Genomic DNA, 21,945 nt, shown 5'->3' on the forward strand with positions numbered 1-21,945 from the left:
TTTCGTGTTGGCTTGACATCGTTAGTTACTCACCACTATTAAACGTATCGCTTCAAATTTCAACTGTGCTTTACCTATGTAGTGGCTTAATTCACTTTGCTGTACTTTGATAAAGTCGAGCTCTTGCTGGCGAACACTTGGGTTGATAGTTTTTAGTGCTGTTAAGCGTTGAAATTCTGCATCTAGCGTTTTATGCATATTGGCTAGGGCTTTTTCTTGAATGCTCAAAACCTGTGGCTTAGCATGTGCTTCAGCTTTTGCTACTAAAGGTGTTACTTGATCTTTCAAGGCTTTAACCAATTGTAGCGCTACTTGTTTTTTAACGGGTGCAAGCTGTTGATCTAGAACATTTTCACCCACTTTATCTGCCAAGTCAGTGCCATTCTTATCAACCAAAACACGTATGGGTGTCGTCGGTAAATAACGACCCAGCTGTAAGTGATTGGGAGCAGTTGCTTCGATAGTAAAAATACATTCAATAAAAAATGTTCCTGCCGGCAATGCTGGGTTTTTCAATAAACCTATGCTCGAGTTACCCGTTTGATCACTGAGCACTAAATCCATTGCTCCGCGCACCATAGGGTGGTCCCAAGTTAATAAGTGATAATCTTCACAAGCTAGCGCAGTATCTCGGTTAAAAGTAATGGTTGTACCATCATCAGGCAGGCAAGGGAAATTACCACAAAGCATGTGCTCACTAGGCTGTAAAGCGATGGCATTATCTGACTTGTCATCTTGAGTGATACCAAAAACATCAAGTACTTGAAACATAAATTGTGGTAATTCAATTTGTTGGTCCAGTGCTGAAATTTCTTTAACTAGTTGGTGAGAGCGGCCTTGACCAGAAGAACGTAATTCTAGTAACTTATCCCGTCCTGACTCTAATTCTGCTTTAAGGGTTAAGTGCTCATCATGGCTTTCATTGATTAACTTTTCTGCGGCGGTCGACTGCCACTGCGCCGTTAAGGCTAAATCAAACAGTTTGTCACCAAACTTATCAAAAATTGCTCGGCCAGTGATACAAGTATGTTCAAAAGCGTTTAAACCATTTTGATACCAGTCAAAAAGTAATCCTTGTGCAGAGTCAGTAAAATAGGGGACATGCAAACGAATGGTTTGTGTTTGTCCAATACGGTCTAAACGACCAATACGCTGTTCTAAAAGATCAGGGTTGCTCGGTAAGTCAAATAACACTAGGTGATGGGCGAATTGGAAGTTTCGACCTTCACTGCCTATTTCAGAACAGAGTAAACATTGTGCACTGTCTTCGTCTTGGGCAAAATAAGCAGCGGCTTTGTCGCGTTCGAATATACTCAAACCTTCATGAAAGACCGCTGCACGAATACCTTCTTTTACGCGTAACGCCGCTTCTAAGTCAATCGCAGTTTGTGCATGCGCACAAATGACCAATAACTTTTCTTTTTTCAATGTTTGTAAAAGTTCGATTAAGTAGTCAACACGAGGGTCGATATCAGTCCAATTTTCATGGCTGTTTAACGAAAACAAAATTTCAGGCGTAAAAACTTGTTTAGCTTGAGCCAAGGTTTTTAAATTTTCACTAGTGTCCGATAATAAAAACTCATTGATTTGCTCTTGATAAGCCTCTGGTAAAGCTAAAGGCGTAGAATGCAATTCACGCTCAGGGAAACCTTTTATGGTATTTCTGCTGTTTCTAAAAAGAATACGGCCAGTGCCATGACGGTCGAGTAGTTGTGTTAGCACTTGTTCTCGTGATGCATCTTGCGCAAGTATTTCATTATCGCTGGGCAATGCTATATTGATGTTTATTAAATGTTGACTGATATCAGTTTCTTTTAATAGCTTAGTCAATGTTGCTTGTTGTGCTGGCGACAAAGCATCTTTAGCAACCAAAGCATTGGCGGCATTGGCGACTTCAGTATAATGGCTTTCTTCTTCTGTAAATTTTTGATAATCAAAGAAACGGTCAGGGTCAAGCAAGCGTAAACGTGCAAAGTGGCTTTCATGACCAAGTTGATCTGGTGTTGCTGTTAATAACAAAACCCCAGGGATAGTCTGGGCTAGTTGCTCAATACATAAATATTCAATGCTAGGGTTGTCTTGATGCCAATTTAAGTGGTGAGCTTCATCAACTACCATTAAATCCCAGTCCTCAGCAATGAGCTCTTCATACCACTCTGGATTTTTGGTAACAAAATCTAAATTAACCAAAACGAGTTGTTCAGTACTAAATGGATTTTCTTGTTCACCTGAGTTTTTTATTTCTTGGCAACGTTCACTATCAAAAATACTAAAATGTAAGTTAAAGCGGCGTAACATTTCTACCAACCACTGATGCATAAGTGATTCAGGCACAATAATTAAAATACGTTGTGCACGACCGGTAACAAGCTGCTGGTGAATAATGAGGCCAGCTTCAATGGTTTTACCTAAACCAACTTCATCGGCAAGTAACACGCGAGGTGCAAATCTACAGCCAACTTCTTCAGCGATATAAAGTTGATGGGGAATTAAACTGACTCTGCCACCACTTAAACCCATTAATGGCGATTGCTGCTGAGTATGCTGGTGTTTTAAGCTATCTTTGCGTAAACGAAACCAGTCGAGACGGTCAACTTGACCATTAAGCAATCGATCGTGCGGTTTATTAAATTTGATAAAGTGGTCAATCATCACTTCTTTTAGTGACGTTTCTTCACCGGTATCTTGGCGCTTACCATGGTAAGTGAGTAAGTTGTCAATATCTTCAACCTCTTCAACGATAAGCATCCAGCCTTCGTGGCTAGGAATACTATCCCCTTGGTTGAAAATAACACGTGTTAATGGTGCATTTGCTATGGCATATTGGCGCGATTCACCGGTAGCGGTAAATAAAATAGAAACAAAACGGTGTTCAACCGTTAGTACCGTGCCTAATCCTTGATCCGACTCTCCGTCACTTATCCATCGTTGACCAGGGTAAAAAACCATATAAAAACTCCAAAAATTAAAACCTTGCACGATTTTTAAAAACTTGTGCAACAGAACACGCCAATACGGCATTAAAAAAGGGCGCTATAGTAACGTTAATCATAGTTAGGATCACCAAAAAATGCCGAGAATTTACAAAAGGCGGCAATAAAGTTTGTCTGAGGACAAATAATCTTTCGATGCCACTTGCCAGTGATAAATTTAGCTGGCAAAGTAAAGTTATCATTCACGTAATAAGGTGATCGGTAAAGGTATAGTTACTGTTTTTGATTTTTTAGTCGCAGTTGAAGACTAAGTGATTAAGCTTACTTAACGATTCTTCTGTGTCACGTTAACTTAGATAGGAGATCTTTGTATGAATGATGAAAAAATTCTTTACGTATTAGACACAAATATTTTATTACACGAACCTTTCGCTTTTCTCTCTTTTAAAGAGCACGACGTGGTCGTCCCCATGACTGTGCTTGAAGAATTAGACTCCATTAAAGACCGCCACAAAGATGTTAGTCGAGATGCCCGTGTTGCGATACGTGCACTTGAAGATATGCTTGTCGATGCTACTCCTGAAGAAGTACTTGCGGGTGTTAAATTACCTCAAAATGATGACGAACATCCCAGTGGTTGTTTATCAATCTTTAATGATTATACCTTAGAGCAAAAAGCTGGCCGGTTATCTTTTAATGAAAATGACAATCGTATTATTAACGCGGCTTTATACCTACAGGAAAAAAAGGCGCCCAATAAAGTTGTCTTGGTCACTAAAGATATTAATATGCGCTTAAAAGCTAAAGGCGCAGGTTTGGCTTATGTTGAGGATTACCGTACAGATCAGCTTATCGATGATATTAAATTTTTAACGAAAGGCTATCACAAGTTTGAAGGTGACTTTTGGCAACATGTTAATGAGTGTGAAAGTGAAACTGAAGGCCGAAATACCACCCACTATGTTAAGCGTGATGTCCTTCCTAATACTTACATGAATGAATATCTTATTGATGATAGTGAGAACTTTGCCGGCAAAGTTACTGGTTGGGATGACGAAAAATTGTCGATAATGGATTTAAGCCGAGACCGTTTAATGGCAAAACAAGCGTGGGGGATCCATCCAAAAAACATTTACCAGGGGATGGCATTGGATGCTTTACTTGACCCAAGCATAGATTTAGTGATTCTTACTGGGCCAGCAGGTTGTGGGAAAACACTGCTAGCGCTGGCGTCAGCGCTTGAACAAGTAATAGAACGTGGACTCTATGATAAAGTCATCGTTACGCGCAGTACTCCAGAAATTGCTGAGTCTATTGGCTTTTTACCCGGAACAGAAGAAGAAAAAATGGCGCCTTGGCTCGCGGCTATTACCGATTCATTAGAAGTGTTGCATAAACAAGATGAAAATATGAATGGTAGCCTTGATTACATCATGGAAAAAGCCAATATTCAGTTTAAGTCAGTGAATTTTATGCGCGGCAGAAGTATTCAAAACTCTTTGGTTTTGCTCGACGAATGTCAAAACTTAACGGCATCGCAATTAAAAACAATTATCACTCGTTGCGGTGAGGGTACTAAGCTGGTTTGTTCAGGTAATCTTGCTCAAATTGATAGTAACTATTTAACGGCGGTTACGTCAGGGCTAACCTATATTGTTGAACGTTTTAAAGACTTTTCAGGTAGCTCAACTATTAATCTAAATGGTGTGGTGAGAAGTCGATTAGCCTCTTTCGCCGAGGAAAATTTATAGGGTCAGCTGATTTTATAGGTAATATTTAAAGGCTCATTTTTGAGCCTTTAGTTTTGATAATTGACCGACTTAGCCGTGCGACTAGTTATCAAAGACTATTTTAAGTAAGATGTATTAATTGTTATAAATTAAAATTATCTGAATAAATATAAGGTTGCAACAGTGTTTGATAAGTCCTCCAAAGAACAGGTGTTTAGTCGTTACAATCGTTCTGTTTTGGCTGTATTTATCGTAATAACATTGATTGCTATGTCGATAGCGTCTTACCGATATTTTATTGAGTTAGATTCATATCAGGCACGAGAACTTCGCACCTTAACTACACGTGCTAAGCAGTTAGAAAACACCTTGATTTTGGGGTTAAAAAGTATTGCTGGCATTAAAAAATTTGCTAATTATCATCTTTCTTTCCCCGAAGAGTTACTTGCTACAACCCCGCCACTTGAACAAGACGGTAATGAATTCTATTTAAAGAAAAATAGCCGAGATTCTTTTGCTCATCGAAAAAATTACCGAGGAAGTATAACGGGTATCGGGCAGGTTGCTGATTTTGATGAGTTACAAAAGCAAGAGCTGGCAATGGCAAATGCGTTAACGCCAGCATTTATTATTGCCAAAAATTCAATTAAAGAATCTAATTGGTTTTATTACATCTCTTTAAATCAATTTGTTAGCCTATATCCTTGGATAGGGCGTGATAGTTGGCGGTTCTCAGAGCATAACTTAAATAATGACAATATCAATAGCATTAAAACGCTATTGCCTGGCGACGACAATTTCTTTTGGTCACCACCTTATTTAGATTCAGCAGGTAAAGGCTTGAGTGCTTCGTTAGGCACAGCTGTCTATCGTAATCGATCACTCGCTGGCGCGGTGCTAATGGACTTTAGTTTATCAAGTTTGAGTGATGGTTTGCCTGATATTAGTAAACCTAATCAAGCGTTAATATTGCTTGATGAAAAGAACAATATTCTCATCCACAAAACGGCTGATAATCAAGCCTTATCAACCAAGCTGACTTGGCAAGATATTGCACCAAAGCAATTAGCAAGTTATTCCTATCAGCGCATTAATCAATTACCCGACAGTCACAAAGAGGGCACTTGGCTCATTCAAAAATATCAACTACCTATTAATGGTTGGGTTCTCCTTAAGTACCAACCTTATCAAGAATTTACTGCCTCTATTTTTAATCGATTTATCTTGATGCTGGTTTTGTTTTTTGTCGGGCTATTTGCCTTTATGAGTATCATCTATATCGTAACGCGCAAAACCTTTATGAAGCCCACTAAAGAATTTATTAATCATATTGAACATTGCTCGCATGGTGATCCAGGTAAAGTAAAACCTCCAGCGGACTGGTCATATTGGTTTAAAATTGTTGAAGATATTTTTGGACAAAATCGTACTTTATTGCAGCAAATGAAAGATCAAAATGTGATTCTTGATACGCGTGTTAACGAAAAAACCCAAGCGTTACGCCTTAAGAGTGAACAACACCAACGTGACTATGCTTTGCTGCGTTCGGTGATGGATGCTATTCCTGATTACATCATTTTTAACGACTTAGATGGCACCATGATGGGGTATAACAAAGCGTTTGAAAACTTTGTTCAAGCAGGCTCACTAGATTTAATTGGTAAGTGTAGTAATGAAGTAGTCAGTGTCGAGTTAGGTCAGTCATTAGTCGCTATGTCTGAAGCGTCATTAACACGGTCAACAGAACAAGGATTAGCAGAGGTTGTTGAAACACCGGCTAATACTTATGAGGTGTTTAGTAACCAGTTATATAGTCAAACCGCTGAAATTGTTGGCACTATCAATTTAGTACGTGATGTTACCGCGCAGTATTCGGCGAATGTCGCTTTGGAACAAGCAAAAAACCAAGCTGAATATGCTAACCAAGCAAAAAGTCAGTTTTTAGCTAATATGAGCCATGAAATACGCACGCCAATTAATGCGATTAAAGGTATGCTATTTTTATTAGCCAGAACACGTTTAACGAATGAACAGCAGCAACATATATTAAATGCTGAAGGTGCATCTGTGTCCCTTTTACATTTGGTTGATGAAGTGCTTGATTTAGCCAAAATAGAATCTGGCAATATGTCTGTTATAAAAATGCCCGCCAGTATTGACAAAATAGTCGATCAAGCCGTTAAACTTAATATCGGTATGATCAGTGAAAAACAATTATCTCTAAAGATAAATATTGCTGTTGATGTGCCAGATATTGTCTTAACTGATGATATGAGATTGGTGCAAGTACTAACAAACTTACTTAATAATGCGATGAAGTTCACCCACCAAGGTGAAATTTCACTAACAGTTGAAAAAGTTAATACGGGCAATGATGCTGCAGGCACCATCTTTGATGACTCACAGGTTTTAGTACGCTTTATCGTTGCTGATACAGGTATAGGTATAGCTCAAGAAAAACAAGGTCACTTATTCGAAGCATTTCGTCAAGCAGATGAATCGATGACCCGCGAATATGGTGGTTCAGGATTAGGATTATCTATTTGTCAGCAAATTATCAATCTTTTATCGGGTGACATTTCCTTGAAAAGTGACTTAGGTAAAGGCACTAGCTTTACTTTTGTTTTACCTTTTAACGTTGTTGAAAATAAGGCATTAAGCAAAAAATCAGCACTGACCTTATGCAGTTATTCTCAAGAATTATCTGAATCGTTAATAGGTCATCTAGCGGGTTCTCAAATAAGCCATGTTAATATTACGGCGTTATCGGAACTCGACAAATATAAGAACAATGAAAATGTAGTGCTGATTATTGACGAACAAAGCATTAATAAATATCCAGAAAAAATATATCAAAGCTGTCTTGATAACCAGATTTTATTAGCGATAAGTCATCCAATGGCTAAAGGTATTTCCAGTGAAATCATTGAACGTATTGAGGCATTAAAACTTTCTTATATCTTGCTAGAAAAACCACTTTATCGAAGCTTTATCAGTAAGCTATTTTCAGTCATAACAGCTAGAGAGCTTGCGGCTGAAGCAGCTATTGACGAATCGATTCCTTTGCAAAGCCTGTCGCAAGATATTGATAATTTAAAAGGTATTAATGTTTTATTGGTTGAGGATAATTTAGTTAATCAGTTGGTGGCAAAAGAGCTATTAAAAACGATGCAAGCCAATGTCATTATTGCGGGTCATGGTAAAGAAGCGTTGGAAATATTGACCGATAAGCAGCACCATATTGATGTTGTGCTTATGGATATTCAAATGCCGATCATGGATGGTTTAACAGCGACTAGGCAAATACGCCAACAAAAAGAATTTCATAACTTACCCATTATCGCGATGACGGCGCACGCCCGTGAAGAAGACAAGCAGAGAAGCTTAGCAGCGGGTATGAATAAGCATATGGCAAAACCTATCAGTGCTGAATTACTACTTTCGAGTATTTTAGACGTGCTTAATTAATTGCAACAACTCATCGTTATTCACATTAATAACAGCTCGGTGTTATGGTTCCTTACCCACTACAGTCGTATTATTAAGGTCTGTTTTTAATGCTCGCTTTACCTTTTTATGGAACCGCTCTGCTGTGTAATGCCCGTTACCTACCGCTAACTCTGAAGCGGGAGCTATTTTCCCTAAAGGTAAAAGCCTAGGCCCTGTTGGCTCTGCTAGCACATACGATATGCCATCAATAACAACTGTTTGATCATTTGCTTGCACAGGCATTTGAATACCGAGTAAAGCGTGATTATCAATAAAGACTAGAATCATTTTTATACGTGGCATTAGGCTACGTAAAATTGCCGCTGTTAACGTGACTTTACTGTCGCAATCACCTTGGTTTTCCCATAATAACTTTAATGGTGGATTAAAACCTGCTCCAGAGGCGGTTACTCTTGATTCTAAAGTTGCATAGGGAATACTTTGTATAAATCCTAAAACATAGTCGGTAACTTTTCGAATGTTTTTTATTGAAAACTTTTTAAGAATAATAGGCTTTACCGGCTTTAAATCAATGCTGGCAATATTTGCAAATCGTCCATGGTCTGGTTTTACCGCGTTAATTTGATCATGAGTTATAAATTGATGATAGTAATTATCTGCTAAATATTGATCACTTAACGCTTGCTTTAACTCATAAACTCTAGCGTAGGCGGCATTGATTGTTTGGTTGTTTCGTCCTTTTATGACAATTTCATCATTTGTGGAATTTTTATTAAAATCAATCATTACCCCACGGATAGGCTCTGCACGTAATTTCTTTTGTAGGGCATTATTAATTGAATATTTTGCCATATCAGCTTTAAATACTTTGAAGTTTCTAAAACGATCGAATATTGCTTTTTTAGCCAGTAAAAATTGTAGGCTTTGTGTTTCACCCTGATAATCAAGCCATTGATAATTAAATTGGTAATTATCTCCTTTTTCTACTTTTGAAAAGGCGAGTTGTTCGGCTAAGGCCAAAGAGGGCATTAAACAGCAAAGCGTTATGCATAAAAATTTAGTTAACATAGGAGAAGTCATCGAAAATAATCAAACCACTAGCAAAGATATTACCTATGCTAACATTAACGCATTTTTACTTTTCATACCAATCAACAAAAGATGACTTAATATTTATCGTTGACGCTTTACTTTTAAGCAGATTTTGCTATATTCAAACGCATGTTTGAAATGATTGTTTCAAAAGTTAAATTACAATGTTATTTGTCGTAACATTTAAAAATATTAGGGGAATACCGTGGCTGATTATCAAGCACCATTAAAAGATATGAATTTTTTGTTATATGATGTTTTTTCAATGGAAGCAATGTGGCAGTCAATGCCTACCTTATCAGAGCATGTCGATCGCGAGACCGCGCAAGCCATCTTACAAGAATGTGCAAAAATAGCTGAGCAAGAAATTGCCCCGCTTTCACGCCAAGGTGATGAAATTGGTGTAAGTTTCAATGAAGGTAAAGTAACAACCGCTCCAGGTTATAAAGAAGCATTTAAAACTTACGCTGATGGTGGTTGGACAGGCTTAGGTGGCGAGCCTGACTTTGGTGGTATGGGTATGCCTAAAGTGATCACGGCATTACACGAAGAAATGCTCTGTTCAGCAGATATCGCCTTTTCATTATATCCAGGGCTAACCGCTGGTGCTGGCTTATCGATTGCTAAGCATGCGACAGACGAATTGAAAGAGCGCTATTTAACACGTTTGTATGCAGGCGACTGGATGGCAACCATGTGTTTAACTGAACCTCATTCTGGTACTGATTTAGGATTGATTTACACTAAAGCTGTTCCTGAAGACGATGGTAGCTTTGCCATTAGTGGTACAAAAATATTTATTACTGCCGGCGAACACGATATCACTGAAAATATTGTCCATTTAGTATTGGCGAAATTACCCGGTGCGCCAGCCGGCCCTCGTGGTATTTCACTATTTTTAGTCCCTAAATATCAAGTCAATGACGATGAGTCATTAGGTGATTTTAATAATGTGAGCTGTGGTTCCATTGAACATAAAATGGGTATTCACGCTTCAGCAACTTGTGTAATGAATTTTGATAGCTCAAAAGGTTACTTAGTTGGCGAAGAGAATAAAGGCTTAGCCTGCATGTTCACTATGATGAATTTTGAACGTATTGGTGTTGGTATTCAAGGTATTGGTGCGGCAGAACGTTCTTACCAGAATGCTTTAGAATATGCAAAAGAACGCTTACAAGGTCGTTCATTGTCAGGCGCTAAGTATCCAGAGAAAGCAGCTGATCCTATCATTGTTCATGGTGACGTACGTCGTATGTTACTTAACATGAAGGCATTAACTGAAGGTTCACGCGCATTGTCTACGTACATTTCAATGACACTGGATATGGCAACCTATGGTGAAGGCGAATTAAAAACTAAGGGTGAGAGTTTATCAGCTTTAATGACTCCTTTAGCGAAAGCCTTTTTTACCGATTTAGGTCTTGATAATACCGTTGCAGGTCAACAAGTCTTAGGCGGTCATGGTTATATCCGTGAATGGGGACAAGAGCAGCTGGTTCGTGATGTACGTATCGCACAAATATACGAAGGCACTAATGGCATTCAAGCGATGGACTTATTAGCAAGAAAAGTAGCCGCTAGTAAGGGCGAGTTAATGCAGACTTTTATCAATGAAGTGAACACTTACATTGAACAAACTTCTGCCGATAACATGCAAGAATTTATTCAACCTTTAAAAGATGCCAATATTGATTTAGCTGAATTAACTCAGCATATCCTTAAAGCAGCGCAAGGGAATATTGAAGAGTTAGGAACATCGGCTAACGATTACCTGCATGTATTTGGTTACACAGCAATGGCATTTGTTTGGGCTAAAATGGCTGAATCCGCTTTGGCTAAAGAAAGTTCAAGTGATGAATTTTATGAAAGTAAAATAAAAACAGCGCGCTACTACTTCGCACGTTTGTTACCTCGTCGTTTGTCATTGACTGCGTCGATAAAAGCGGGTTGTGATACCTTGTTTGATATTGATGAAAGCTTATTCTAGTCAGCTAAAATAACATTAAATAGCATGATAAAAAAAGCGCTACCATTTTATGGTAGCGCTTTTTTATTGATCTCACAGCGACCCTTGCCATTCTATTGATGTTTTAGCGCCCCTTTTGTGGTGACGAAATTCTATTGATCTTACTGCGACCAAAGATTAAAAAATATAGGTGGTGCCAAATATCGCTACTTGTTCTTTTTGAATATTATTAATAGGTAAATTGTTTGTTGAATCTTCATGAGCTGTTGATGTTAATCCTCCGCTCACATACCAGTTATTGTTTATTGAATATTGACCTAGAATACCAAACCTAGCATAGGATTTTGCGCCGTTAATATCTCTGGAAGATACTTCGCTTGAAACAAAGTCATTACTGTAAAACTGGTAGATTGAGTGATCACTTAAAGACTCTATTTTTGCAGTAACAAGTAAGGCAAAATTTTCTTGTTGTAGTACTCGGTAACTGCCTTGAATAAAAAAAGTCTGTTCATTAATTTGATCAAGCCCCTGGTGTGAAAAACCACTTTGGGCACTAAAAGCTTTATTATCAAAAACGATCGCTATTTGGTGAGTTTCAGATTTGTTGATTAATCGTGTCTCAGATGGGGCAGTGGCTTTGCTTGTCAGAGGGAATCCTATGGCTTCTAAATCATAACCTTTATCTAAAGCCTCAAAAATTACCGCCGAATTGGCCCAGTCACTAATTAAGGATCCCTCTATAGCGCTTGGTACTATTTTTTCATCGTCGTAGGCTTGTGCATTAGGTAATACACTTAAGGTAAATAGTAGTGATAGCATCCATTTTATCAATATTTTCATGAGATAACCTATTCCAAAAAATTAATGTTTTTATTATTTTAATTAACTTTTACTAGATGTTAACTATAGGCAAGTATTGAAAAAAAGGCGTTATATTTAGCTTAAATACCACTTTATATCGCTTAATATTTGATTAGTCGAAGAATTAACCTTGTTCAACACAGTACAAAAAACAACGAGAGTATTTAGCTTAATAAAATATTGAGTGTGAAATAGTTGGCTTTAATGACCCTATTTATTTGTATTTTATTGAAGGTAATACCGAAGCGCCTCGAGTGAAGTTGTCTTTAGCCCATCAAAAAATAGCGGTTACTAATCGATATGACGATCCTTGGCAAAGGTTCAATCGACGTATGTATGACTTTATGCAAAAGCAGACGAATACATACTTTTACCTGTTGTTGCTGGTTATAAAGCGATAACACCTGACTTTGTTGAAAGAGCGGTTAGTATTTTTTTACAAACGTAGGAGCGTTTTCTGTTTTTATCAACGCACTTTACAAGTAAACCTAGTGTTGGCGTTGAAACTCTTGGTCGTTTTGCGGTAAATACCACTCTTGGTGTTTTTGGTGTATTTGATGTAGTAACGAAAATCGGTCTAGATAAACAAAATGAAGACTTTGGTCAAACACTGGGTTTATGGGGCATTGCCCCAGGACCTTGTTTAGTTTTGCCTATATTAGGCCCATCTTCGTTACGTGATGCTTTTGGGGTAGAAATTGATATGCTTGCCTTGCAAATCGTTATTGATGAATTAGATGCCAGTGGTGATAAAGAGATATTACTGACTTTTTTACGTAGTATTGATATGAGCGTTTAAAAGTTCTTTATATGAAATATAGAGAAATTCAAATAGCCCGATAATTTCCATTAGATAAATAATAGCTGTTTACCCCCATTTTAGTTAATAAAAAGGAATTTTGTTGTCGAACATCTATAAGGTATACTGCGCCGATATATAATAATTAGGATGTAAATTTGTTAGCCATAATTCGCTTTATTGTCATGACACTAGCTTTAGTCTTTATTTGTTGTGCTGCTTGTATTTATAGTATTTTACGACCCTTTCATCGTAATAATGTCTATCATACCTCACATTATTTGAGTAAGGTCTCTACACTTTTAGGCCTAACTATTGAGGTTAGAATACCAGAAAGTATTAAAGATATTGGACCAGCAGTTTATATATGTAACCACCAAAATAGCTACGATATTTTTACTGTTAGTGCAGCTGTTCAGCCTTCTACTGTTAGTGTTGGCAAAAAAAGTTTAAAGTGGATCCCTTTTTTCGGCCAAATGTATTGGTTAACGGGTAACATTTTAATTGATCGTTCAAATTCAAGTAAAGCCATTAATACCATAGCGTTAACTGCAAAAAAAATTACTGAAAAAGAGTTGTCTGTGTGGTTATTTCCAGAAGGAACTAGAAGTAATGGTAAAGGTTTACTGCCTTTTAAAACTGGCGCATTTCGAACAGCGCAACAAGCAAATGTACCTATTATTCCTGTTTGTGTTAGTAATTTACACGGCAAGATAAAATTAGGTCGTTGGAACAACGGTAAATTGATTATTGAGCTATTAGAGCCTATATATTTTAATAACCAAGCTAAAGAAAGTATTAGAGAAGTCGCTAACACCGCCCATAAAAGTATGCTTGTTAAAATTGCTGAGCTCAGTAAAGAGTCTGGAAACGAGCTAATCCTAAAAAATAAAGTTTAAAAATAGAGATCATGATGATAGATGAAGATTTGCAACAATGGCAAGATCACACCAATAATTTAGTGAATGCCCTTATCGAAGATGGTACCAACGAAGAGGTACATCACACTATTGAGCATCATTTTTCTAGTACAGATTTTGATCTGCTAGAAAAAGCGGCTATTACCGCTTTTAAAATGGGTTTGGAAATAGAAGACCCTGAAGAAGCCGAGCTAGAAAATGGTGATAAAGTTTTCGCTTTTGATATTATTACTGAACAACCGCTCGATGAAGAGATTATTTTCGAAGAGACTAAAAAAATGTTTGAGTTAGCCAGCCTTTGTAAAGTTGATTATGATGGTTGGGGGACTTATTTCGAAGAATAACCGTTAAAGCTTAATTAATAATTTTAAAGGACTTACTGATGGGATGGTTAGAAACACTACTTAATCCGGCAACACTCGCATTATTAATACCCATTATTGCTATTGTTGGCGCTTTTTCTGTTAATGCATTGAAAGCGCATCATAGGCACCAAGAGCGAATAGAAAAAATTAAGCAGGGTCTTGACCCTGATAGCTAATATTAATAATTTAATATGCTTAACCGTAAAACCTAAAAAAGCAAAGTCTTAGCACTTTGCTTTTTTAGTAAATGAGATAATACTTTTAAAAACGGTATTCGGCGCCAGCTTAGCAATAAACGCTTTAGTGATTTTCTTCGGTGTTTAGGCTTAAGCGAATGATGTTATTATTTACTTTTTCGAATTGAACATTAAAGTTGTTTTTTAAAGATTCAAGTAGCCCATCGATATCGTTAGCTTTAAAGTAGCCTGATACTTTTGTTTGGTTGAGTTTACTATCAATGATTTCAAACTTTATGGTGGTATAGCGACTAACTTCAGTTAAAGCTTCATCTAAGGGTTGACCATTAAAAACCAACATACCTTGTTGCCAGGCGAGTACTCGCTGAATTTGTTCAAAAGACGTGCTTTTATTTGCAGTGAAGGTACTATTTTCTATGGTGGCAATTTCACCTGACGCAATCACTACCCCAGGCAAGTTTTCTGTTGTTAACCTTGTCTGTTGCTTAACTAATTTATCGATGGGCTGGTATGATTCGGTAATTAAAACACGGCCTTTGGTCACAACAAGCTCGATATCTTTGTTTGATTTTTTTTCTATATTAAAAATGGTCCCTAAGGCGGTAAATGATCTTTCACCCACCATGACCATAAAGGGTCGACTTTTATCTTTAGTAACATCAAAGCTCGCTTCGCCTTTTATAAGCGTTAATAAGCGCATTTTTTTTGAAAAATTGACTTCGATTAGGCTATTGGTGTTGAGCTTAACTCTTGAACCATCAGAGAGCGAGAATCGAGTCTGCTGACCAATGCCAGTTTGCAATGTGCTTACTTCCACAAATTGTTGTTCATTATCGCTTTTAGTAAATGTTGTGATGTTATTAACTAAGTTACTGGCAATTATCAATATAAATGCAATGCTTGCTAACATGGCGTATTTAACAAACCTTGGGGTGACGTTATTATAGCGAGCCATGATTATTCTTATTATTATATTTTGAAAATAGTGTAGGTTAAAAAACAAACAACAACAACAAGGTCAAACTCGTCGAATATAAGATACATTATTGGATTCTTCACTCATTATAACTTGTGTCTCTAATCGCAAAAGTGGCAAAGTAACACTCAATAAAGAAGGTAGAATTGATTGATTAGCAGGTCGTGTCGCCTTTAATATAACTTTACCCCGTTTATAAGTCTGACCAAAGGCAACAGCAGGGGTTAACTTATGGCGAGGGCACAATCAGTGGTTATTTTACTCAGTTTTTCACGATCCTTATGTAACAACTGATAAAGGTTAAGCTGATTTTTAGCACGTTCTACATTATGACTTTGATGCTTTACATGAAAGTAATTATCTCCATCTAGATAATCAGTTAAGAATCGAACGCCGAGCATAAAAGGTAATAATTGTGCGCCAATTGTTAAGCTTTGTCGTTCAAGTGCCGACATTTTGTCACCAAAAGCTTCTATGTAGCCTTGCGCTAGCGCGCTGTAAATATCAAATCTAACGGCCATCTTTGTTAAATCTTTGCCATCTTCAGGTAAATTTGAACAGCAAGTTCTTACCATGTCACCAAAGTCATGCATAAGATATCCTTGCATGCAGGTATCTAAATCAATGACAGCAAGTGGTTGGTTGGATTTAGTACAAAATAATAAATTATTAATTTTAGTATCGTTATGGGTAACTTGCAGCGGAAGTTGTTGGGTAAGGCTAGCGACTTCATCAATAAAAACTTGCTGTGCAAAACAAAAATCAACGAGTGCTTGGCATGAAGATAAACGCTGCTTAGCATTGGTATTGACTACCGTTTTTAAATCATCCATTCGTTTAGATAAATTATGAAAGTCAGGAATGGTTTCGGTTAATGATGTTGCAGAAAAATCACTTAATGCTGCTGTAAATTGCGCAAAAGCTGAGCCAACCTGACGTGCTTGTACGGGGTTTTCAACTTCTTCAACAGTAAAACAGTTCGGTATGTAGCCAATAGCACGCCAGTACTCTTTGTGTTCATCAATAACAAAAGGTTGTTTATCGATAGTTGGTATTTGCCATATTGGCGATAGCGAATATAAATTCTGCTGCTTTTTTGCTAATAAATGTTGGTTAATCAATTCCGCATTATTAATGACGTCTTCTGGCTTTTTGAAAACGTTTTTGTTTATTCGTTGTAAAACAAAATTATCGTTAATATTCCGCACTAAGTAAGTGCTATTAATTAAGCCATTCCCTAAAGGAGATACGCTACATTGATCAACAGAACATCGATAGTTCGTTAGCACTTGTTTTAGGGAGGTGTTATTAACAACTTTACTCATAGTTATTTACTGCTAGTGTTTAGTTTTGAAAAATAAAAAACAAAATAGTCCTTTATTTTAAAAGGCTTTAGTTAATTTTATCAAGATGAAATCAGGCGGTATACTAATAGAAAGTTATAAATATGGGAAGTTAAAGCTTTAGCATTACTCATATTTACCGTAAGTAGGGGGTGGCAACTAACTTAATAGGGTACTAATGCAAAATAGCAGTCACCAATTGGCCATTCTTTCTGTAAATGATAACGATAATAGCACACTCATCTTATTATCATCACAAGTTGTCTTGGTAGCAAACTATTGTAAATGTTTATTATTTTTCAATTTGACTCTGCGCTGGAAAGAGTAAAATAAATCGTGCACCTGATAAATGAAGACCTGCAATGACTTTAATGGTGCCTTGATGCCAGTCCATCACTTTAGCGCTAATAGCAAGCCCTAAACCAAAGTGTCCTTGCTCTCGTGAACGTGAACTATCAAGTTTTATAAAAGGTGAAAAAATGACGTCTCGTTTATCTTTTGGAATACCTTTACCGTCATCTTCTACTGCAATGGAAAACCCTTGCTGGGTTAGCTCTACCGATAATATGACTTGTGAATTGGCATGCTGAATAGCATTACTCACTAAGTTTAATGCGGCGCGATAACACCAATGAAAGTCTAAAGAATAGAATTTCTCTATGTTTAATGACTGGCAAGTTAATTTAATATTATGTTGTTCTGCTAATGATTGACAGTCGCTGGTCACCAGTTCAATGAGATTATTGACATCAATTAATTCGGTATTTAAATGAAAGCTCTGTCGTTCCATACCCGCATAGTCAAGAAAAGCAGTTGTCATATCTTCCATGCGGGTCAATTCGTTTTCCATACGCAAAAGATAGTTGTTTTTTTTGTTTAAATCATCACAGTCTAATGCGGCTTCAACGCCAAATCGCAGGCATGACATAGGTGTGCGAATATCATGGGAAATACTGCGGGCAAGAATTTTATTGTCAGCAACCAATTTCTCTATGCGCGCCGCCATATTATTAAAGCTGCTTTCTAAGGTATTTATATAAGATAAACGGTTATAAGGAACACGTATTGATAGATCGCCAGCGCCAATTTTGGCAGCGGCAAATGTCAGTAAATAAAGGCGACGAGTTAATGGCAACAGCCAGAGCAGTAAAATACCACAAATGCCTAGATAGAGGATCAAGGTGAAAAGTAGATTTTCTTGTTCATTTTCTGGCACCATCGGTGGTAATTGTAAATGTATCAGCGTTTGTGGATACAAGGATATCTTTCTTAATAAATAAGCATCATCTTGAGAAGCGAGTAATAAACCACCTGATTGTGAGAGTTGTGCCAGTAAAGAGGGTGGCAGAGCAATGTTATCGGTACTTTCAAGTGAAACATTGACTTTAAAGTTCTTTGCTAATTGATTGGTTTTTTCTAATAATTCATCAGCTTTTATGCTTGATAACTGTTGCTCAAAACCATCAATGAGTTTCTGGTAAACCACTAACTCTGTATTTTCATGTTCATTACCTTGTTTTGCGACCAGTTTATCTAGTCCCCAACTTATAATGAATAATGCCCCCAACACGGCAACTACCATACTGATATACAAGCGTTTCATTTTTTATTCAGCCCACGCATCGGCCACAAATAAATAGCCTTTACCCCAAACAGTTTTAAATTTTTGTGGCTTTTGTGGATCGTCTTTAAATATTTTCCGTAGTGTTGAAAGCATCACATCAAAACGGCGATCTTGTCCGTCATATTCGCGACTTTTTAACGCTTTAAATACGGTGTCTCTGTCAACAACTTCGCCAGCATGGCTAGCAAGAAAAGTTAAAAAGGCAAATAAACTGGTCGATAATTCCACCTCTTCATTTTTATAGGTGACTCGCTTAGCTTCACCATTAATAATGAGTGAACCGAAGGTTATTATTTGCGTAGATGATTCGGTTGGAGCGCTATGCTTAAGCGCACCCGTTATTCTCGCTAGTAGGGCACGTGGACGAACAGGTTTTATTACGTAGTCATTAGCGCCGGCCTCTAAGCCTATAACTTCATCAAACTCATCCGCTCTAGCGGTGAGCATTATTATCGGTAACTGACTTTCCTGGCGAATCAATCGGCATACTTCAATACCATTCAAGCCAGGTAACATAATATCGAGCAATACCAATTGTGGTTGAAATTTTGCCATGGCGGCCATGACTAAGTCACCACGAGCGACATGATCAACAATAAAATTTTGTTCGCGAAGATACTCACAAACCCAATCAGCTAAGGTTAAATCATCTTCTACTAATAAGATTCGACTGGTCATTTTTTTATCCTTATTACATCTGACGTTAGCATTAAAATATACGCCAGCGACGTTTTCTTGGGGTTGCTTCGTGCACCCAGCTTACTTCTACTGCGGTTTCTGCAATAACTTGCTTGTCTTTAGAGGACATCAGCTGGAATTCAATTTTCTTATTTGATTCAAAATTAAAAATAATTTCGTTGCCATTGCTACTTTTCCAGCATTTTATGTTTTGCTGAACTGTTCGTGCTGTTTTTTCTTGTTTAATCAATAGACAATAATCTTGCTTAATATCGCTAGTCCAATTTATTTTTACGTTAGCGTAGCAGGTTCTACCATATCGCAAAGCAATACAGTTAGCTGGCTGTGCTGAAAAGCTTACGTGATTTTCTGGCGATTTTTCCAGCTGTTGATCTTGTTTCTCCTGCGTTATTTCTGCGGCGACACTAGACGTCAAACCCGCGAATAAACAGCTTAATAATAACCACTTTTTAGCATGTCCTTTGCTAAATTTAAAAGACATAAAGTACCCCTAACATCACTTGTGTTAAGTGTTGCTGGCCAATCAGAGGGCTGTCATTATAAGAAGCAGAATAATAACTTTGAGTTACACCGCCATTAAACGACCACTTTTGAGATATAGGGTAGCGAGCAAATACTTCTAATTGTGCTTTATAACTGCTACCGGGTTTATAAAAAGAACGCATATCTGAAACTTCATTTTTATTAACACCGACAAAGTAATCAGTCACTTGTGCTGAATAGTGGGTAAGACCTGCGCCAAGATAAATGTCCCAATTTCTATAGGGAAGCAACTTGCTATAAAAGATATCAGCCACCCAGCCATCGGTGATAAGTGCGGCGACATCGACCGATAAAATAGCATCGTCATAAAAGTGGGAATAACGAAAACCTAACCCTTCACCCGAGTCTCTTTCTTGTAAACCGAGTAAGGTGGCGATACCAGAGTCGCTATTTTTTATTAATTCTTTAGGCTGATAACCCTGTACATAAGTTTTGGTGATAATATCGAGTTCCCAATTGTCTTCAACAATGAGTTCGTAGCCTATTTCACCTCCTAGCGTGACAGCATCAGAGCGACGATGATTTGATTGGATAAAAAAACCTTTGTAATAAACATCAAGTAACAGTGAAATATTAAGGTAATCTTCAAATTCTGATGGCTCAACCCCCATTAATTGACTCTGTTGGTAAATACCTGAGATCCCACCCATAGCTTGCCAGCTGAATGTTTTATCAAAGACCGTAGTTTCATTTTCATGTTGTGGATCAGCAGCTAAAGCGGGTACTGATATAAATGTCAGTAATAAAAAAAAGAGTTGATAGGTACTTTTTATTAAGTTTTTACTCAACATAATTTGCAGCCTATTAAGCGATCGGTCTTTGGAAGATGATTGTTCATGATTCTTCGATAAATTCTTATTATTTTTTATATAACTAAATGTTAACAAATGTAAGCAAGTTTTGTCAGACATATGCGTTTGAAAAATGTTTAAAAATTGTAAGCAAGTAAATATGTATAACTATCGAGTAAAGTAAAATTGCTACTTAGCGTCTCAGCAGTAAATCAAAAGCAACGAAGGGTAAATCCGTATACTAATGGAATGAAAGAACGGTACATCCTCGCGCAGAACTGTCATAAAAGTCTTTATATTCAGATGTTTATTACCCACTTTTTACTTTTTTTTGTTTTAGGCTAAGGCTTTATTTATGTAGCCTTGTATCCTTAGGTGTTATTTCTTTAGTGAAAATACAAAGTTAACACTACTTTTTATAAATTTGTCTAGGTGAATATAGTGTTAATCGCTTAAAATAAAAAATAATATAACCACTGTACCAGCGAAGATATGATTTCTAGCCGTAAAAAAAATGAAGCAGAATTAGTTTTAGCATTCAAATCCTTATTAAAAGATCAATGCTACGGTTCACAAAGTCAGCTCGCTGAAGCTTTAGATAAGCAAGGTTTTAAAAACATGTCACAAGCGAAAATATCTCGTTTGTTGTCAAAACTTGGCGCAGTTAAAATGCGTAACGCCAATACTGAAGTTGTTTATATTTTACCTGATGAGCTTGCAGTACCTAAATCAAAGCAATCTATTCAGTCAGTTGTGGTCAGTGTTAAGCATAATAATATGCAAATAATTTTGAAAACCGGTATTGGTGGTGCGCCATTGATTTCGAGAATGCTAGACAGTTTAGGTGAACCCGCCGGAATTTTAGGCACATTAGCTGGCGATGATACTATCTTTATTGCCCCGATAGATATTAATAGAATCGATGAAATCACCCAACAAATTAAAGATTTATTAGATGTATAGTTAACTAGGTTGACTTAGCATAAAAGAGGGCAACAATTATGTTGCCCTCTTTTATTTTGTGTTGTTTAATATTTTCAATACGTTAGTTTATGTGACACTGATGTTGTCATATGACATTTAGGGGTACTGTCACCTCAATGACGCAGACTTTATTACCGAAAAAAGTTTTACTGGCCTCACACCAATAAGACTAACTAAGGCAACATCATGGAAAATAATGCAGAAAACACGACAAAGAAAAACTCAGAAAAAAATATACCACCGAATATGACAACGGCTAAACGAGATTTGGAAGGTACGATAAGTTTTCGCAAGGGTTTCAACTATAGCTTTATTGAAGGTGACCATACGGTTTACTTAAATTGCTCAGCGGTTAATGGTAAAGAGCGACTTTATGTTGATGATGTATTAGTCTCTGGAAAATGGTCGTTTAGACGTAAATCAATTCATTATTTTTCTATTGGTGGAGACTCTTATGAAGTTGAATTACATGTTGTTAATATGTTTACCGGTGAAACTCACTGTACGTTAATCAAAAATGATGTCCATGTAAAAACACTTAAAAAAGCGCTAAAGAAAAGTCTTCAACTCAGTAAAGATAAACTCTGGTGGTTCATCCCAAGTTGCTTTGTAGCCGGTGCACTTTGTGGTTTTTTAGCCGTTAACGTTTTATTTATGTTGTTTGGTGAATAA

Annotated in this window: 18 protein-coding genes; 9 read left to right on the forward strand and 9 right to left on the reverse strand. The window is 37.1% G+C overall.

Annotated features, from left to right (window positions below; translation table 11 throughout):
- Window positions 1-21 precede the first annotated feature (21 nt).
- Complete coding sequence (gene rapA / locus H4J62_RS03330; RefSeq protein WP_182213738.1) at window positions 22-2,949, reverse strand: RNA polymerase-associated protein RapA; 2,928 nt, start codon at window positions 2,947-2,949, stop codon at window positions 22-24.
- Window positions 2,950-3,304: 355 nt separating this feature from the next.
- On the opposite strand from rapA, the gene H4J62_RS03335 reads away from it, so the two are divergent.
- Both H4J62_RS03335 and H4J62_RS20620 read left to right on the forward strand, forming a co-directional pair.
- Window positions 3,305-4,684: a PhoH family protein gene (locus H4J62_RS03335; RefSeq protein ID WP_182213736.1), complete on the forward strand. Its 1,380-nt coding sequence runs from the start codon at window positions 3,305-3,307 to the stop codon at window positions 4,682-4,684.
- A 162-nt stretch (window positions 4,685-4,846) separates the two neighbouring features.
- On the forward strand, window positions 4,847-8,131 hold the full coding sequence (locus tag H4J62_RS20620) for an ATP-binding protein (RefSeq protein ID WP_182213735.1): 3,285 nt from the start codon (window positions 4,847-4,849) through the stop codon (window positions 8,129-8,131).
- A 42-nt stretch (window positions 8,132-8,173) separates the two neighbouring features.
- Here H4J62_RS20620 and H4J62_RS03345 read toward each other — a convergent pair whose 3' ends face one another.
- Window positions 8,174-9,193: a hypothetical protein gene (locus H4J62_RS03345; RefSeq protein WP_259364817.1), complete on the reverse strand. Its 1,020-nt coding sequence runs from the start codon at window positions 9,191-9,193 to the stop codon at window positions 8,174-8,176.
- A 217-nt stretch (window positions 9,194-9,410) separates the two neighbouring features.
- Here H4J62_RS03345 and H4J62_RS03350 point away from each other — a divergent pair, with 217 nt between their 5' ends.
- Entirely contained in the window at window positions 9,411-11,192 is a 1,782-nt protein-coding gene (locus tag H4J62_RS03350) for an acyl-CoA dehydrogenase C-terminal domain-containing protein (protein WP_182213733.1), read from the forward strand.
- A gap of 156 nt (window positions 11,193-11,348) precedes the next feature.
- Here H4J62_RS03350 and H4J62_RS03355 read toward each other — a convergent pair whose 3' ends face one another.
- Window positions 11,349-12,011: a hypothetical protein gene (locus H4J62_RS03355; protein WP_182213732.1), complete on the reverse strand. Its 663-nt coding sequence runs from the start codon at window positions 12,009-12,011 to the stop codon at window positions 11,349-11,351.
- Window positions 12,012-12,489: 478 nt separating this feature from the next.
- Here H4J62_RS03355 and H4J62_RS03360 point away from each other — a divergent pair, with 478 nt between their 5' ends.
- From H4J62_RS03360 to H4J62_RS03375, 4 genes are all read left to right on the forward strand, one after another.
- On the forward strand, window positions 12,490-12,831 hold the full coding sequence (locus H4J62_RS03360; protein ID WP_182213881.1) for an MlaA family lipoprotein: 342 nt from the start codon (window positions 12,490-12,492) through the stop codon (window positions 12,829-12,831).
- Window positions 12,832-12,989: 158 nt separating this feature from the next.
- On the forward strand, window positions 12,990-13,730 hold the full coding sequence (locus tag H4J62_RS03365; protein WP_182213730.1) for a 1-acylglycerol-3-phosphate O-acyltransferase: 741 nt from the start codon (window positions 12,990-12,992) through the stop codon (window positions 13,728-13,730).
- 11 nt (window positions 13,731-13,741) lie between these two features.
- On the forward strand, window positions 13,742-14,095 hold the full coding sequence (gene rraB, locus H4J62_RS03370) for a ribonuclease E inhibitor RraB (protein ID WP_259364676.1): 354 nt from the start codon (window positions 13,742-13,744) through the stop codon (window positions 14,093-14,095).
- Window positions 14,096-14,133: 38 nt separating this feature from the next.
- Window positions 14,134-14,292 carry a hypothetical protein gene (locus tag H4J62_RS03375; RefSeq protein ID WP_182213728.1) on the forward strand — a complete coding sequence of 53 codons (159 nt, stop codon included), beginning with the start codon at window positions 14,134-14,136 and terminating at the stop codon, window positions 14,290-14,292.
- A 124-nt stretch (window positions 14,293-14,416) separates the two neighbouring features.
- On the opposite strand, the gene H4J62_RS03380 is transcribed toward H4J62_RS03375, so the two are convergent.
- The 6 genes from H4J62_RS03380 to H4J62_RS03405 form a co-directional block, all read right to left on the reverse strand.
- Window positions 14,417-15,268, reverse strand: coding sequence for a FecR family protein (locus tag H4J62_RS03380; protein ID WP_182213726.1), 852 nt, complete (start codon window positions 15,266-15,268; stop codon window positions 14,417-14,419).
- A gap of 245 nt (window positions 15,269-15,513) precedes the next feature.
- Window positions 15,514-16,614: a phosphotransferase enzyme family protein gene (locus tag H4J62_RS03385; RefSeq protein WP_182213724.1), complete on the reverse strand. Its 1,101-nt coding sequence runs from the start codon at window positions 16,612-16,614 to the stop codon at window positions 15,514-15,516.
- A gap of 310 nt (window positions 16,615-16,924) precedes the next feature.
- Window positions 16,925-18,235 carry an ATP-binding protein gene (locus H4J62_RS03390; protein ID WP_182213723.1) on the reverse strand — a complete coding sequence of 437 codons (1,311 nt, stop codon included), beginning with the start codon at window positions 18,233-18,235 and terminating at the stop codon, window positions 16,925-16,927.
- 3 nt (window positions 18,236-18,238) lie between these two features.
- Window positions 18,239-18,934, reverse strand: a complete 696-nt coding sequence (locus H4J62_RS03395) for a response regulator transcription factor (RefSeq protein ID WP_182169277.1) — start codon at window positions 18,932-18,934, stop codon at window positions 18,239-18,241.
- Between the two features lie 31 nt (window positions 18,935-18,965).
- Window positions 18,966-19,436 carry a DUF3019 domain-containing protein gene (locus H4J62_RS03400; RefSeq protein WP_182213721.1) on the reverse strand — a complete coding sequence of 157 codons (471 nt, stop codon included), beginning with the start codon at window positions 19,434-19,436 and terminating at the stop codon, window positions 18,966-18,968.
- Complete coding sequence (locus H4J62_RS03405) at window positions 19,426-20,289, reverse strand: MipA/OmpV family protein (RefSeq protein WP_182213719.1); 864 nt, start codon at window positions 20,287-20,289, stop codon at window positions 19,426-19,428. Before H4J62_RS03405 ends, H4J62_RS03400 begins: the two co-directional genes overlap by 11 nt.
- A gap of 492 nt (window positions 20,290-20,781) precedes the next feature.
- Here H4J62_RS03405 and argR point away from each other — a divergent pair, with 492 nt between their 5' ends.
- Both argR and H4J62_RS03415 read left to right on the forward strand, forming a co-directional pair.
- Window positions 20,782-21,252 (forward strand): transcriptional regulator ArgR, encoded by a 471-nt coding sequence (gene argR, locus H4J62_RS03410; RefSeq protein ID WP_070375764.1) that lies wholly within the window; start codon window positions 20,782-20,784, stop codon window positions 21,250-21,252.
- A 207-nt stretch (window positions 21,253-21,459) separates the two neighbouring features.
- A complete protein-coding gene (locus H4J62_RS03415) occupies window positions 21,460-21,945 on the forward strand; it encodes a hypothetical protein (protein WP_182213717.1) in 486 nt (161 codons plus the stop codon).

The sequence above is a fragment of the Colwellia sp. BRX8-5 genome (genome assembly GCF_014077325.1).
Taxonomy (GTDB): domain Bacteria; phylum Pseudomonadota; class Gammaproteobacteria; order Enterobacterales; family Alteromonadaceae; genus Colwellia_A.

Bases quoted from the DNA above. Each gene is read 5' to 3' on its own strand.
- rapA (WP_182213738.1), bottom strand. From the start codon at position 2,949: ATGGTTTTTTACCCTGGTCAACGATGGATAAGTGACGGAGAGTCGGAT.
- H4J62_RS03335 (WP_182213736.1), top strand. From the start codon at position 3,305: ATGAATGATGAAAAAATTCTTTACGTATTAGACACAAATATTTTATTA.
- H4J62_RS03345 (WP_259364817.1), bottom strand. From the start codon at position 9,193: ATGACTTCTCCTATGTTAACTAAATTTTTATGCATAACGCTTTGCTGT.
- H4J62_RS03355 (WP_182213732.1), bottom strand. From the start codon at position 12,011: ATGAAAATATTGATAAAATGGATGCTATCACTACTATTTACCTTAAGT.
- rraB (WP_259364676.1), top strand. From the start codon at position 13,742: ATGATGATAGATGAAGATTTGCAACAATGGCAAGATCACACCAATAAT.
- H4J62_RS03375 (WP_182213728.1), top strand. From the start codon at position 14,134: ATGGGATGGTTAGAAACACTACTTAATCCGGCAACACTCGCATTATTA.
- H4J62_RS03380 (WP_182213726.1), bottom strand. From the start codon at position 15,268: ATGGCTCGCTATAATAACGTCACCCCAAGGTTTGTTAAATACGCCATG.
- H4J62_RS03385 (WP_182213724.1), bottom strand. From the start codon at position 16,614: ATGAGTAAAGTTGTTAATAACACCTCCCTAAAACAAGTGCTAACGAAC.
- H4J62_RS03390 (WP_182213723.1), bottom strand. From the start codon at position 18,235: ATGAAACGCTTGTATATCAGTATGGTAGTTGCCGTGTTGGGGGCATTA.
- H4J62_RS03395 (WP_182169277.1), bottom strand. From the start codon at position 18,934: ATGACCAGTCGAATCTTATTAGTAGAAGATGATTTAACCTTAGCTGAT.
- H4J62_RS03400 (WP_182213721.1), bottom strand. From the start codon at position 19,436: ATGTCTTTTAAATTTAGCAAAGGACATGCTAAAAAGTGGTTATTATTA.
- H4J62_RS03405 (WP_182213719.1), bottom strand. From the start codon at position 20,289: ATGTTGAGTAAAAACTTAATAAAAAGTACCTATCAACTCTTTTTTTTA.
- argR (WP_070375764.1), top strand. From the start codon at position 20,782: ATGATTTCTAGCCGTAAAAAAAATGAAGCAGAATTAGTTTTAGCATTC.
- H4J62_RS03415 (WP_182213717.1), top strand. From the start codon at position 21,460: ATGGAAAATAATGCAGAAAACACGACAAAGAAAAACTCAGAAAAAAAT.